Annotated in this window: 12 protein-coding genes and 1 tRNA gene; 5 read left to right on the top strand and 8 right to left on the bottom strand. The window is 39.6% G+C overall.

Annotation, left to right across the window (positions count from 1 at the left end):
* Positions 1-3: 3 nt before the first annotated feature.
* The 7 genes from DS737_RS05345 to DS737_RS05315 all read right to left on the bottom strand — a co-directional run bounded on the left by DS737_RS05345 (position 4) and on the right by DS737_RS05315 (position 7,241).
* Positions 4-2,127: a type I secretion system permease/ATPase gene (locus DS737_RS05345; protein ID WP_113996969.1), complete on the bottom strand. Its 2,124-nt coding sequence runs from the start codon at positions 2,125-2,127 to the stop codon at positions 4-6.
* Positions 2,124-3,614 (bottom strand): TolC family protein, encoded by a 1,491-nt coding sequence (locus DS737_RS05340; RefSeq protein ID WP_286364013.1) that lies wholly within the window; start codon positions 3,612-3,614, stop codon positions 2,124-2,126. The genes DS737_RS05345 and DS737_RS05340 overlap by 4 nt, the downstream gene beginning before the upstream one ends.
* 235 nt (positions 3,615-3,849) lie before the next feature.
* Positions 3,850-4,596: an LPS export ABC transporter ATP-binding protein gene (lptB, locus tag DS737_RS05335; protein ID WP_005089712.1), complete on the bottom strand. Its 747-nt coding sequence runs from the start codon at positions 4,594-4,596 to the stop codon at positions 3,850-3,852.
* Entirely contained in the window at positions 4,596-5,144 is a 549-nt protein-coding gene (lptA, locus tag DS737_RS05330; protein WP_005084650.1) for a lipopolysaccharide transport periplasmic protein LptA, read from the bottom strand. Before lptA ends, lptB begins: the two co-directional genes overlap by 1 nt.
* Positions 5,128-5,676, bottom strand: a complete 549-nt coding sequence (gene lptC, locus DS737_RS05325; protein ID WP_113996968.1) for an LPS export ABC transporter periplasmic protein LptC — start codon at positions 5,674-5,676, stop codon at positions 5,128-5,130. Before lptC ends, lptA begins: the two co-directional genes overlap by 17 nt.
* Positions 5,677-5,720: 44 nt before the next feature.
* A complete protein-coding gene (locus DS737_RS05320; protein ID WP_004639946.1) occupies positions 5,721-6,260 on the bottom strand; it encodes a KdsC family phosphatase in 540 nt (179 codons plus the stop codon).
* A 3-nt stretch (positions 6,261-6,263) separates the two neighbouring features.
* Complete coding sequence (locus DS737_RS05315) at positions 6,264-7,241, bottom strand: KpsF/GutQ family sugar-phosphate isomerase (protein ID WP_113996967.1); 978 nt, start codon at positions 7,239-7,241, stop codon at positions 6,264-6,266.
* 275 nt (positions 7,242-7,516) lie between these two features.
* On the opposite strand from DS737_RS05315, the gene cysS reads away from it, so the two are divergent.
* From cysS to DS737_RS05300, 3 genes are all read left to right on the top strand, one after another.
* Positions 7,517-8,938, top strand: a complete 1,422-nt coding sequence (cysS, locus tag DS737_RS05310; RefSeq protein WP_113996966.1) for a cysteine--tRNA ligase — start codon at positions 7,517-7,519, stop codon at positions 8,936-8,938.
* A gap of 62 nt (positions 8,939-9,000) precedes the next feature.
* Positions 9,001-9,076: transfer RNA gene (locus DS737_RS05305), tRNA-Gly, on the top strand.
* A gap of 228 nt (positions 9,077-9,304) precedes the next feature.
* A complete protein-coding gene (locus DS737_RS05300; protein WP_004639952.1) occupies positions 9,305-9,772 on the top strand; it encodes a copper resistance protein NlpE in 468 nt (155 codons plus the stop codon).
* A gap of 84 nt (positions 9,773-9,856) precedes the next feature.
* Here the strand turns inward: DS737_RS05300 and DS737_RS05295 are convergent, their stop codons facing one another.
* Complete coding sequence (locus tag DS737_RS05295) at positions 9,857-11,458, bottom strand: isocitrate lyase (RefSeq protein WP_026057263.1); 1,602 nt, start codon at positions 11,456-11,458, stop codon at positions 9,857-9,859.
* A gap of 539 nt (positions 11,459-11,997) precedes the next feature.
* Between DS737_RS05295 and DS737_RS05290 the strand changes: the two genes are divergently transcribed.
* Entirely contained in the window at positions 11,998-12,987 is a 990-nt protein-coding gene (locus DS737_RS05290; RefSeq protein WP_005084639.1) for a LysR family transcriptional regulator, read from the top strand.
* Positions 12,988-13,092: 105 nt separating this feature from the next.
* Entirely contained in the window at positions 13,093-14,421 is a 1,329-nt protein-coding gene (locus DS737_RS05285; RefSeq protein WP_113996965.1) for a hemolysin family protein, read from the top strand.
* The last annotated feature ends 3 nt before the right edge of the window (positions 14,422-14,424 follow it).

The raw sequence follows: 14,424 nt of genomic DNA, 5'->3' as shown, positions 1-14,424 counted from the left end.
TCTTTAAACTGTTTTTTGTTTTGCAGCTGATTGTTGTAATACTTTATCTGCTGGCCCATCCATGACGATTTTTCCATCATTCATGACGATAATACGGTCAACTAACTCCAGTACCGCACGTCGATGTGTTGCAACAATTAAAGTACGATAACCCAGCCAACCCCTTAAATGATCAATCAATTGTTTTTCTGCAACATCATCAATTGCAGCCGTTGGCTCATCTAACAATAAAATATTTGGCTGACGAATGAGTAAACGCGCTAATAATAATGCTTGTCGTTGTCCCCCAGAGAAACCAACCCCACCTTCTAACACCAAGTGGTCCAAACCTTCTTTCTTTTCATGCACAAAGCTTAATGCACCTGTAACTTTCAAGGCCTTTAAAATGTCTTCATCACGTGCTAATGGAGCACCTAGCGTTAAGTTTTCACGGATCGTTCCATAGAACAAATGCGCATTTTGATTTAATAAGCCCATATCACGACGCACATCCGCAGGATCAATCAAGCTAATATCTAACTCATCTAGATGTACTGAACCAGAGTTTGGCGTCTGCATTGCAGAAAGGATTTGCAGTAAAGTCGATTTACCAGCGCCATTACGCCCTAAAATTGCAATACGCTCCCCTGCACGAATTTTTAAATGTGGAATCATCAAACTTGGTCGAGGATCATCCTCGCCATATTGGAAGACTATATTTTTAAGCTCATAATCACCGTGTAATACTTCTTTATGCACAAGATGTGCATGGTCAGCTTGATCTACAGGACGCTGCATCAACTCATCCAAACTTTGTTTGGCAACTTTGGCTTGCTGCAAACGCCCTAATATACCTGTGATTTGAGAAATAGGTGCTAACATACGTGATGACAAAATAGAACATGCGACCAATGCACCCGTGGTCATTTCACCTTCCATTACCGCAAAACATCCGACGAGAACTACAATCGCATAAGTAAGCCCTTGTAGCTTTTGTGTCCATGCGGTAAGAACCCCTACAATTTTACGTTGCTGCATACTAATATCTGCAGAAACTTCATTCATATGATTCCATTGGTTTTGGAAACGAGATTCAGCACGTAACAGTTTAATATCTTCAATTCCCTGTACAGCCTCAACCAAAATTGCGTTGCGAATTGAAGATTCACGCATACCTTCTTGTGCAAGTTTAGCCAATTTTTTCTGTACTAAAATTCCAGGTAAAATCATTAAAGGTACAATCGCTAACATTACCCAGAATAAGTTTCCACCAATGATTGCAAAGATAAATAAGAATAAGAAGAAGAATGGAAGATCTGCTATCGCCCCTAAAGTGGTAGAGGTCACCAACTCTCTGACACCTTCGAGCTCTCGAATTTGAGAGATAAAAGTACCCGTTGACTTCGAACGTTCACTATTTTTAATTCGAAGTGCATGACCAAAGACACGGTCTGATATCCTTAGATCTGCACGTTTTCCAATAATGTCAGAGATATATACTCTTGAAATACGAAGTACGAACTCAAAAATCGCTGCAATCAATACACCACCAGCCAGTACCCACAGGGTAGGTATCGACTGCGAAGGAACGACACGATCATAAACCTGCATCGAAAATACAATCGTTGCCAGAGCCAATACGTTTGCAATCATAGATGCAAACATAATATCGATATAGCGCTTCCAATCACTTAAAACAATCGACCAAAACCAGCTCGGTTGGTAAGGCTTAATATATTCATCAATACGGGCATCTGGGACTGACTTTTCTGGTCGTAGAATAAATACATTTTTAACAATATGTTTTAAAGCACCTACAGCAAACTTTTGAGCTAATCCCTGATCACCACTCAGTTGAATGCTGACATGCCCAGTACCATCTGCTTTATCAATGACGCCAACTTGCCCATCAGCCAGTTCAACAAGCACAGGCAAACGCCAAGGGTTAATAACATCATTGCTAAATTTCACTCGTCGTATACTTAAACCGACTTGGCGACCAATCAAAGTCAGAACCTCATCAAGATTTTGATTTTGATTCCAATCTAATTGTAATCGAACACGTTCTTCAGATGGTTCGATACGGTAATGCTTCGCAATGGTTAATATCGCCTGTAACCAAGGTTGGTAATCTACTTTTGTTATCATGGCTGCACCTCAAAACCTTGAATTTTTATATTATTCAGGTCATAGGCTTGGCGAGAACGCCCTGTGGCGGCAATATATTGGGCAATGCTGCTATAAATATCATAACGCGCTATTTCTACTTCTGAATTTGCACTATGAATAGCTTGCTCAGCATTTAATAAATCGACAAGTGTACGAGTTCCCAGTTTATATTGTTCTTGATAAAGCTCTTTGGTCCGTACAGTTGTAGCTTGTTGACCCGCTAATACCTGCAATTGACGCTGCTTACTCTCGATTTGTTCTCGACTGGTTCTGATCTGATCCAATACTCTTAAATATACCGCATTTACCTGTGCTTTGGCTGCTTCTTCTGCAAAACTCGCAGCTCGCAAGCGTGAAGTGGTAGCACCGCCTTGATAAAACTGACTACTTGCCTCCAACATAATTGCACTATCAAAACCACCTCGTTTGTCATTATTCGGATTTCGACCATGCAATGCTTGGCTGACCTCACCCTTTACTGACAAAGTAGGATAATTACTCACCTGCGTCTGTCTTTTTTGATTTTTCGCAACTTCAATCCCCGCATACGCTGCAATCATTTGCGGAATGGTATTAAATTCAGGCTCTACATATAAATCTGATTGTTGAACAAAATCCTGCGGAATGGCCCATTGCACACTTCGCGCATCAAAACCTAATAAAGTATAGAGCCGCTGTTGCAATTGACTTAATATTGACTGCTGAGCAATTAAAGCAGACTGGGCCGATTGCACATAGGATTGTGCTTGCACAGGATCGGCTTGACTACTAATGCCTGCATTGGCTCGTAAGTTTGCCATTTCCTGAATACGTTTGATTCCAGCGATTTGCTGATTTGCAATCCTAATCAGCCTTTGTTGACGTTGAATATTAATAATAGTTTGTGCTACATCTAATGAAATATCATCCACTTTAACCAACACATTGGCTTGTTCCAGCAGAAGTTTGGCTTCCTCAGTGGATACACCAGATTTCACCTTTCCAAAGTCATAAAGCATTTGAGTTGCATTCAAAGCTAATATTTGCCGCCCCCGCTCACCTTTTCGTGTCAGATCTCCAGTATTTACCCCACCTGATATCTGAGGGTAATAACCTGCTTTTGCGACGTCAATGTTGGCATTTTGAGCAGCTAGTGTTGCTAAGGTTTGAGAAATTTCGGGATTGCGTTGAACCGCAAGCTGTATTGCATCCTTTAAAGTTTTATTCTGATTTTGCCATACAACTGCAGGCGCCGATGTATCCATTGGACGTCCCGATCCAACAACGGGTAATTCAGTTACAGTTGAGTTAACCGAAAAGTTACTCAACTTTTGCATATTAGCTGTTTTAAACTCATCACTACTCTTGGGTGAGAACAATTGAGATACGTTGTTCTTTAAAGAATGGTATTGCTCACTTGGTGTTGAGGCCTGCGTAACGGGCACAGATGATAAAGTCGCTACACAAAATAGCCACTTAAAATCCATACATGCTTTACGTGTTCCCTCATCTATATCTTTATTAATGCTCATATTCTTATCATGTAATTATCGCCTAAAGCAAAACCATTCTACTCTTATTCTTGTGCAAAACACCACGTTTTAGATGCAAATTCAGCCAGTTATAAATGTTTATTTTTTGTAAATTAGGTCACACTTTATTGAAGTCAGATGCAAAAAAAAGAACCCATTCTGGGTTCTTCTAACGCTGATATGAATCATTTTAAACTACGAAATCATCGCCAAGGTAAACCTTACGAACCTGCTCATTGTCTAAAATTTCTTGTGGTGTTCCTTCTGCGATCACTGAGCCTTCACTTACAATATAAGCTTTCTCACAGATTGCCAGAGTCTCACGAACATTGTGATCCGTAATTAACACACCGATTCCACGATTTTTCAGTGTTTGAATAATTTCTTTAATATCACCCACAGAAATTGGATCTACCCCTGCAAAGGGTTCATCCAATAACATAAATTTCGGATCAGCAGCCAATGCTCGCGCAATTTCAGCACGACGACGTTCACCACCAGACACACTCATACCTAATGAGTCTTTGATATGACTGATTTTAAAATCACCTAACAACTCATTCAAACGTTGCTGGCGTTGCTGCTTGTTTAAATCTTTCCGTGTTTCCAAAATTGCCATAATATTTTCGGCAATGGTTAGCTTTCTAAAAATTGAAGCTTCCTGTGGTAAATACCCAATACCTTTACGAGCACGCTCATGCATTGCGAGATCAGATAAATCCAAATCATCTAAATGAATTTCGCCTTTATCCATTCGAACTAAACCGACAACCATATAGAAGCTCGTCGTTTTACCTGCCCCATTCGGACCTAATAACCCCACAATTTGTCCACTTTGCATGGTAAAAGACACATCTTTTACCACCCAACGTTTACTATAGTTTTTGGCTAAATGCTTAATACATAAGGTTTGTGGTTGTTGCAGCGATTGTTCCATTAATCACGCGCCCCTGGAAAACTTTTTGAACTAGATGGTGGAATGATAATTTGCACTCGATTTGATGAAGACCCTTGAGCTTCCACATCACCTTTATTCATACTATATTTTAGACTTTCACCACGAATGCTTGAGCCATCCTGATACAGATATGCACGCCCTGTTAAAGTCAGAATACCTGTGTCAGCATTGTAAACAATCTGTTGAGCCTCACCACGTGCCAAACCACGATTTGCATCAATTTGTTGTTGAAATTTAGCCAGTTGACCTTTGGCAGTGATGGTTTGGATTTCTCTTTTACTATTTAAAGTGGCTACGATTGAATCAGCTTGTAGTTTCATCGTACCTTGTTCAATCACAACATTACCAGTATATGTCGTAACACCTGTTTTATCATTATAAGTTGCACGATCTGCAACCAGCGTCAATTGTTGATTACGATCTGAAGGCAAAGCAAAGCTTGTAGCAGAAGATAAAGCGATGACAGCCATACATGTGAATTGCTTTAAGGAAGTAAAGCGATTATTAAAATTAAGAGTTTGGCGCATACTTTCCTCGAACTTTAAAAAACTCATATTGCCCATCATTCAAATTGGCCTTTAAACCTTGGCTGATAAACTCTGACGATGGCGATTGGATAATCACTTGATGTTGTGTTTCTAACTCTCTAGTTTTTGGATAACCTGTAATTTCATCGGTACGAAATTCCATGTTACCTTGATCAGACAAATTGGTAACAACCACATCTCCTGTCAATATAATTTTATGGTTATCATCATAGCCATTCGCCTGTCGAGCCGAAAAAGTCGCATCCGCTTTCCCTTGCTTGTACATAACTGCGCTCAGTTGATCAATCTGAGAGGTTTTTTGCTGCATATCTTGCTGTAATTGCTTAATTTCAGCACGGACATACAAGTTCCCTTGCTCATCTGTTTGAGTTAAATGAACACCATGTGCTGAATAAGTCATATTCTTAGCAGCATCGACATCTAACTTTTTTGCTTTACCGCTAAAGTAATAAAAACCGCCGCTGACACTCGCAACGGCTATAGCGATAACGTATAAAACTTTGGTATCCATAAACAGGGTTACCTAACCTTGAGCATATCGACTCTATACTTGTATTAATGTGGCACAGCAAGATATTTTTCAAGCAGTTCTTGGTAAACACCTTTTGCCGTCAATAACATATCACATACTTCTCGAACTGCTCCACGACCACCCATCGCCTGTGTGACAAGATGTGCACGGCGACGAACTTCTTCGTGACCATTCGGCACTGTCACACACATACCAGAGATTGAAAATGCAGACAAATCTGGCCAATCATCTCCCATATATAGACAATCTTCCGGGAGAATATTGAATTGTGCACATGCTTCTCGCAATGCAACACCTTTGTCCTCACGACCTTGAAAGACTAAGTCAACACCTAAGTCTGACATCCGTTTTTCAACAATGTTACTCTTACGACCAGTAATGATGATAACTTTCATACCCGCTTTTTGAACCAATTTCATACCTAAACCATCACGAATATCGAATGATTTAATTTCATCGCCTGAATTGGTCAATGTCACAAAGCCATCGCTTAAAATCCCATCCACATCCAGCACTAAGGCTTGTAAATGACGTGCTTGTTCTTGTAAAGCATACGATGCCATGGCTTAATTTACTCCAGCTTCAATAAGGTCGTGCATACTAATAACACCAATCACTTTTTTAGCATCATCAACAACAACGAATTGGTTAATTTTCTTCTCATGCATTTTTTCTAAAGCTTCAACCGCACGAGCCTCTTGAGAAATCGTAAGTGGATTCGCTGTCATCACATCAGCGACCACAGCAGTTACATCAAACCCTTGTTGTCGATCAATCATACGACGCAAGTCACCATCGGTAAAAATGCCTAACAAAGTATCTTGTTCATCTACGATCGTCGTCAAACCCAAACGTTTATCAGAAATTTCGTATAACACTTTATTCATCGGTGTATCAGGCTTTACTTTCGGTAATTCAGAGCCCGTATGCATCAAATGCTTCACATGTAACAACAATCGTTTACCCAAAGCTCCAGCAGGATGTGAACGTGCAAAATCATCAGCGGTAAAGCCACGTGCTTCTAATAATGCAACCGCTAAAGCATCACCCAAAACCAGTGTAGCAGTAGTACTAGACGTCGGTGCCAAACCTAAAGGACAGGCTTCATCTGCCAAACCCAAGGTTAAAGCGACATCTGCATTCTGTGGCATCGGACCTTTATCATCACGACTAATCGTAATTAAAGGTACTTCCAAATGTTTGATCAATGGCATGAGCATCATAATTTCATCACTCTTACCAGAGTTTGAAATCGCAATCAGCACATCACCACGAACCAACATACCAAGATCACCATGACCAGCCTCGCCAGGATGCATGAAAAATGAGGGGGTCCCCGTAGATGCGAATGTCGCTGCCATTTTACGTCCGATATGGCCTGATTTTCCCATACCAGTAACAACGACACGTCCTGAACATTGCAATAGAATTTCACATGCACGATCAAAACGTTCATCTACCTGAGTTGCAAGCACTTCGATTGCTTGTTGTTCAATACGCAAAGTTTCCAATGCACTTTTCTGAAAATTTATAGCTTGTGACATGCGAGTCTGACTCAAAGTAATACTCTATCCACTTGATGATGGATGATTTTAATCGAAAGAATTGTGGAGATTCTAGCACAACTGTAAGTTATACACGTTTCCAAATGTATAAGTTTTCAAGGAAGATGGAGAGACATCTTTTCCAAAAATGAATAATCATAAATGATCAATCTCCCCTATCCATCGAATTAATCTTTTTTCTCTAGACAACTTTATGAAAAATGATGCATACGTTATGATGTAACGCTAATTTTGTAGAGTGTTTGAAAACCCTTATGCAACCTTTTGTTTTATATAACTCTGAGCAACGTAAAAAAGTTGAATTTGTCCCACGTAATGAAGGTCAAATCGATATCTATGTCTGTGGTATGACCGTATACGATTACTGTCACATTGGACATGCTCGCGTTATGGTTGCATTTGACTACATTATCCGTTTCTTACGTAGCCAAGGCTGGAAAGTACGCTATATTCGCAATATCACCGATATTGACGACAAAATCATTGCTCGTGCAAACGAAAATGGTGAAAGTATTCAACAACTCACCGCACGTTTCATTGATGCAATGAATGAAGATGCAGCGAACTTAGGCTGCGTTGCACCTGATGAGGCACCAAAAGCAACCGAGTACATCGATCAAATGCAAAATATGATTAGCACTTTAGTAAATAAAGGTGCTGCCTACCCTGCAAGCAATGGCGATGTCTATTTTGAAGTAAGTAAATTTGAAAAATATGGTCGACTTTCAGGTCGTAAACTCGATGATATGCAAGCAGGTGCTTCAGAACGTATCGATGTTGAAGTTGAAAAGAAACATCCCTTTGACTTTGTGCTTTGGAAACATGCGAAGGAAAATGAACCTGCTTGGGCATCACCTTGGGGTAAAGGTCGTCCAGGTTGGCATATTGAATGCTCTGCAATGTCAACCTGCTGCTTAGGCAATCATTTTGATATTCATGGTGGCGGCTCAGATCTCATGTTCCCTCATCATGAAAATGAAATTGCGCAAAGCGAAGCAACTACTGGCGAACAATATGTAAATTATTGGATGCATGTTGGATTCATCAATGTCGATGGTGAGAAAATGTCTAAGTCTTTAGGCAATTTCTTTACGATTCGAGATGTGATGGAAAAATTCCATCCTGAAGTGATTCGTTACTTTATTGTCTCATCACATTATCGTAGTCCAGTCAATTTTTCTGATGTTGCTTTAAAAGAAGCTAAAACTGCGTTGAGCCGTTTCTATCATTCATTCAAAGCCTATCAACAAGTGTATAGTCAAAAAACTGTTGATGCTTTAGAGCAAAGTTTTGTTGAACGCTTTAATGATGCAATGTGTGATGATTTCAATACTGCTGAAGCGATGGCTGTTCTTTTTGAGCTGAATAAAGAATTAAATCGTGCAGTGAAAGAAGAACAAGCAGAACAAGCAACGGTTCTCTACTCAACTTTACGCCAGCTCACAAATATTCTAGGTTTAGTTCAACACAATGTAGATGAATTCCTTAAATCTGATATTGGTCAAGATGCTCTTGCGCTTTCTGATACGGATATTGAGGACTTGATCCAACAACGTGTAGATGCAAAAAAAGCCAAAGATTTTGCAAAAGCCGATGGCATTCGTCAATCTTTATTGGATCAAGGTGTGGTTCTAGAAGATACACGTCAGGGAACAATCTGGCGACGTGCTGATTAATTCAACACTTAGCATTACAGAGAGTTGACAGTTGAACGAAACTCTCTATAATGCGTCCTATTGCGGGAATAGCTCAGTTGGTAGAGCATAACCTTGCCAAGGTTGGGGTCGCGAGTTCGAGTCTCGTTTCCCGCTCCAAAATTCAAAAAGCCCTAATCTTTTGATTAGGGCTTTTTTATTGTAGATAAATATAAAATCATAATATTGATCTTAGATCTGTTTAGCGAATTTAATAGTAGCGATCAAAAATTAAAATACTCCATGTTTACCAAAGGTTAAATAAACTTACATTCTCCAACTACCCTTTCATTTTAAAATCCCATAAGTTAAGACACGAGCATTTCTCGTTATAAGGTTCAATTTAAAATGAAAAAATCAATTATAGCTCTATCTCTCGCTTCTGTTTTTTTAGTTGCATGTAGTAAAAACGACAACACAAAGAACGAGGAGCAGATGCCAACCACTGCTGCCAGCGAAGCAATTGCAGCAGATAACGCACATACAGCAGAAAACTCTTTAGATTGGAATGGCACCTACAAGGGTGTATTACCTTGCGCTGACTGTGAAGGAATAGAAACAGAACTTGAGCTAAATTCAGATAAAACTTACGAATTAAAAGAAACTTATCTAGGTAAAGGTGATGGTAAACCATTTGAAAGCAAAGGTAGCTTCACCTTCAATAGCGCTAACACATCAATTATTGAGCTTGATCAATCAGGTGATGGACGTAAATATTTCGTTGCTGAAGGTTATTTAAAAGCCCTAGATTTAGAAGGTAATGAAATTACTGGTGAGTTAGCAGATAAATATCAATTAAAGAAAGAAGCTGAGTAGTAAATTTTTAATAAATTAAATTTTCTGAATACTCAATAAAAAAACCCTGCTTATGCAGGGTTTTTTTGAATCAATCAGAAGCGATTAGCCACCGAATTGGTTCATTGTGTTTTTGCTAGCGTCACCAGCTTTAAGTGCATTTTCACCAGCAAAGATTTCTTTATGATCATCACCGATGTCAGAACCAGCCATTGCTTGGTGTTTAACACATGCGATACCACCGCGGATTTCTTTACGTTGTACGCCAGCAACATAAGCCAACATACCTTCTTCACCGAAGTAACCTTTAGCAAGCTCATGAGTAGAAAGAGCAGCTGTGTGGTAAGTAGGAAGAGTGATCAAGTGGTGGAATACACCTGCTTCACGTGCAGCATCAGCTTGGAAAGTACGGATCTTCTCATCAGCATCAGCAGCCAATTCAGAAGCATCATACTCAGCGCTCATTAATTTAGCACGGTCGTAACCAGAAACATCTTTACCTTCAGCAACCCAACGATCGTAAGCTTGTTGACGGAAGTTTAACGTCCAGTTGAACGATGGAGAGTTGTTATATACAAGTTTCGCATTTGGAACTTGTTTTTTGATGTCGTTTACGAAACCAGCAATACCAGCAACGTCTGGAGTTGGAGTTTCGATCCAGATCATGTCAGCGCCGTTTTGTAAGCTAGTTACACAGTCAAGTACAACGCGGTCGTGCTGAGTGCCTTCGCGGAACTGGTATAAACCAGAAGCTAAACGAGTTGGACGGTGTAATTTGCCATCACGCTTGATCAGGATTTCATCGTCAGCAGCTTCAGAAATATCAATTTCTTTAGTGTCTAAGTAGCTGATGTATTGAGAAGCCAAATCACCTTTCTCTTTAGATACAGGGATCTTTTGAGTTAAGTCAGCGCCTTCAGAGTCAGTACGTGCAACGATAACACCTTCGTCAACGCCAAGCTCAAGGAATGCATAACGTACAGCATTGATTTTAGCTAAGAAGTCTTCGTGTGGTACAGTTACTTTACCAGCTTGGTGACCACATTGTTTAGCGTCAGAAACTTGGTTTTCGATTTGGATTGCACATGCACCCGCTTCGATCATTTGTTTAGTTAACAAATAAGTTGCTTCTTCGTTACCGAAACCAGCATCGATATCAGCGATGATTGGCACAACGTGAGATTCGAAGTTGTCGATTTGAGAAATGATTTCAGCAGCTTTAGCAGAATCACCAGCAGCTTCAGCTTTTTGTAAAGCACGGAATAAATCGTTTAATTCTTTCGCATCAGCTTGACGTAAGAATGTATAGATTTCTGCGATCAATTTAGGTACAGAAGTTTTTTCGTGCATAGATTGGTCAGGAAGTGGACCAAATTCTGAACGAAGAGCAGCAACCATCCAACCAGAAAGGTAGATATAACGCTTGCTTGTAGTACCGAAGTATTTTTTGTTTGCAATCATTTTTTGTTGCGCGATAAAACCGTGCCAGCAACCTAATGATTGAGTATATTTGCTATTATCAGCGTCATATTCAGCCATATCTTTACGCATGATAGCAGCTGTATATTTAGCGATGTCTAAACCAGTGTGGAAACGGTTTTGAACCATCATACGAGCAGCATCTTCTGGGCGAATCGCACCCCATGTGCCACCTAATTTTTCTTTAACGGCACGAACGTGCTCTAAAGCTGATTGATATGTCATGATATTTTCCTTTAAGGGATTGGCATCGATTGGACGCTGAAAATCATGCTTCTAATGTCGGCGAGATTTCGAGCAATGCATCAATATGAACACAGCTTAGTCTTTGCCAAGGGATTAATCCAATATTCTAGCTTAATTTTCGGTATTTTCTTAAAAAATATATGTGAGGGCATTTTTCAACACCACATAAAAATACAAAATAAACATCTGTTTTTAAATTAATTTCAGAAATACGAAAAATCACTTTTTAGGCTAAATTAGCGTTCATTTTTTTATTTCCAAACATTTTCAGCTTAGTCTCTATGCTTACAATGACACTAAAACTGCGTTGTTAAAGCTAAGCTCCCCCCCCTATTTCCGCATTAGGCCAGACTCAGATGCGTCATCCAATAGACTTATCGCCGTCAACGTAAGTAGAAATTTCTAGCTTATTTGTACATCATCATTCAGCTGTTGTTTTTTGTAGTATTAAGTTACACAAATGACTTGAGATATGTCATAATTCATCACAATTCAAGGATTTTATTTTCGGTATTTTTTTTATGAATCTGGAGCGAGTCGATCTTAATTTATTAATTTATCTTGACGTACTTCTTCGTGAAAAAAATGTCACCCGAGCTGCTGAACAACTCGGTGTCACTCAGCCAGCTATGAGTAATATTTTACGTCGATTACGTAATTTATTTAATGATCCACTCTTGATTCGATCATCTGAAGGGATGACCCCGACAGAACGCGCATTGGAATTACAACCTCGTATTCGTGATGCGCTGTCTGATCTTTCCATGATTCTTGAGCCTCGAACTGAATTCCGCCCATATACCAGTAATCGTGTGTTCCGTATCATGACATCTGATTATGCCGAGGCGACTTTAGTTCCACGTTTAGTTAAAGCATTACGCTCAGAAGCCCCGAACGTGGTACTCGACTTTTTAACGCCAAGTGATGTGTCCTACCGTGATATGGAACAAGGTAAAGTTGATTTAGCGATTAACCGCTTCAATGAAATTCCGCAAAGTTTCCATCAAGTTTTGGTATGGCGTGACAGCTTTAGTTGTATTTTAAATGATAAGCATCCTGCCGTTCAGCATTTAAATCTTAAAAGTTATTTAGATGCGCAACATATTTGGGTATCAAAAACAGGTATGGGCGTCGGTTTCGGTGTCAATCCTGATAAACAAGCTGGTTTAGGTTGGATTGATCAAGCCCTTGAGCGAATTGGGCAACGCCGTAAGATTTCCGTGTTTACACGACATTATCAAATGCCAGCACTCTTAGCGCAAAATGTAGATCTGATTGCAACCTTACCAACTCGTATGGCACAGCTTCAAACACAAAACCCAAGATTGGTCATCAAAGATCCTCCTTTTTACATTCCTGAATTCGAATTAAAAATGGCTTGGTGTCCTTTACTTCATCATCACCCAGCCCATCGCTGGTTAAGACAACTGATTTTATTCGTAGCTCGCCAAATGATTGAGGAAGAAAATCGAGAATTTTTATTAAATAACTCTCAATTTTCACAGTACTAAAATTAACGATAAAAGATGAACAACGTCGAGTTAATCTAAAGATTAACTTGACAACTTTTTTATGTTAAAACATTAATATAATAATGATTCAAATTCAGGTGACGTGTGAGTCTCGTTCAAAATATCATTATCATCGCAATGCTGATTATTGCAGCTGGTTTCTTATCTCTCACCGAAATTGCACTAGCAGGTGCGCGAAAAGTTAAGCTTAAAATTCTAGCCGAATCAGGTGAACATCGTGCGCAAAAGGTTCTGGATCTGCAAGAGCAATCCGCAGACTTTTTTGCTGCATCTCAAATTGGATTAAATGCAGTTGCAATCTTGGGCGGTATTTTAGGTGAAGCTGCCTTTCGCCCTTTTTTCGTAGATTTGATTGGTCGTTTTTATACAGGCGCATGGTTAGAAACCATAGGTTTTGCACTCTCTTTTACATTCGTTACTTCACTATTTATTTTATTTGCTGATTTAATGCCGAAACGTCTGGCAATGATTGCACCTGAAAAAATTGCAATTAGTGTGATTGAACCTATTCAAATTTTTATTAAAGTTTGCAAACCCTTGGCTTGGGGAATTAATGCCATCGCAAACCTATTGTTTAGGCTATTTAAGGTAAATACCACACGCGATGACAATATCACTTTTGATGATATCTCTGCTGTCATGGATGCAGGTGCTCAAGCAGGCGTTTTACAAAAGCAAGAACATCATTTCATTGAAAATGTATTTGAACTCGAAGAACGTACTGTACCCTCGAGTATGACCACACGTGAAAATGTTGTGTACTTTACACTCAAAGAAAATGAGAGCAGTATTCGCCAAAAATTAGCTGAGTACCCTTACTCAAAATTTTTAGTATGTAATGAACACATTGATCAAGTCATTGGTTATGTTGATACCAAAGACATTCTTGTGCGTATTTTAAATAATCAATCCTTACTTCAGTTAAATGAATCAACGATTCGTAACGTTCTGATTATTCCAGATACTCTCACTCTTTCTGAGTTGCTCGACCGTTTCCGCTCGACTAAGGAAAAGTTTGCTGTCGTCATCAATGAATATGCACTGGTTGTGGGCGTGATTACGCTCAGTGACATCATGATTACCGTGATGGGTGATTGGGTTACACCTATGGAAGAAGATCAGCAAATTATTAAGCGCGATAACCATTCGTGGTTAATCGATGGAAGCACACCGATCGAAGATGTGAAGCATGTCTTAGAGATAGAGGAGTTTCCCGAAAACGAGAACTATGAAACGATCGCAGGCTTCATTATGTATCGTCTTCGTAAAATTCCCCGTCCTGCGGATGCCGTCGAATATGCTGGCTTCAAATTTGAAGTTGTTGACATTGATCATTATAAAATTGACCAATTGCTTGTCACGCAAATTCTCCCTAGCCAAGAGAGTGACAGGCCTGCCATAAAAGAAGAATAGACA

The sequence above is a fragment of the Acinetobacter haemolyticus genome, assembly GCF_003323815.1.
GTDB lineage: Bacteria > Pseudomonadota > Gammaproteobacteria > Pseudomonadales > Moraxellaceae > Acinetobacter > Acinetobacter haemolyticus.
Note: the sequence above shows the minus strand (reverse complement) of the source record. Positions and strands in the feature narration are given on the sequence as shown.

Coding starts and splice junctions, on each gene's coding strand:
- DS737_RS05290 (WP_005084639.1), top strand. CDS start 11,998: ATGAATCTGGAGCGAGTCGATCTTAATTTATTAATTTATCTTGACGTA.
- lptB (WP_005089712.1), bottom strand. CDS start 4,596: ATGGAACAATCGCTGCAACAACCACAAACCTTATGTATTAAGCATTTA.
- cysS (WP_113996966.1), top strand. CDS start 7,517: ATGCAACCTTTTGTTTTATATAACTCTGAGCAACGTAAAAAAGTTGAA.
- DS737_RS05320 (WP_004639946.1), bottom strand. CDS start 6,260: ATGGCATCGTATGCTTTACAAGAACAAGCACGTCATTTACAAGCCTTA.
- DS737_RS05315 (WP_113996967.1), bottom strand. CDS start 7,241: ATGTCACAAGCTATAAATTTTCAGAAAAGTGCATTGGAAACTTTGCGT.
- lptA (WP_005084650.1), bottom strand. CDS start 5,144: ATGCGCCAAACTCTTAATTTTAATAATCGCTTTACTTCCTTAAAGCAA.
- lptC (WP_113996968.1), bottom strand. CDS start 5,676: ATGGATACCAAAGTTTTATACGTTATCGCTATAGCCGTTGCGAGTGTC.
- DS737_RS05300 (WP_004639952.1), top strand. CDS start 9,305: ATGAAAAAATCAATTATAGCTCTATCTCTCGCTTCTGTTTTTTTAGTT.
- DS737_RS05345 (WP_113996969.1), bottom strand. CDS start 2,127: ATGATAACAAAAGTAGATTACCAACCTTGGTTACAGGCGATATTAACC.
- DS737_RS05340 (WP_286364013.1), bottom strand. CDS start 3,614: ATGGATTTTAAGTGGCTATTTTGTGTAGCGACTTTATCATCTGTGCCC.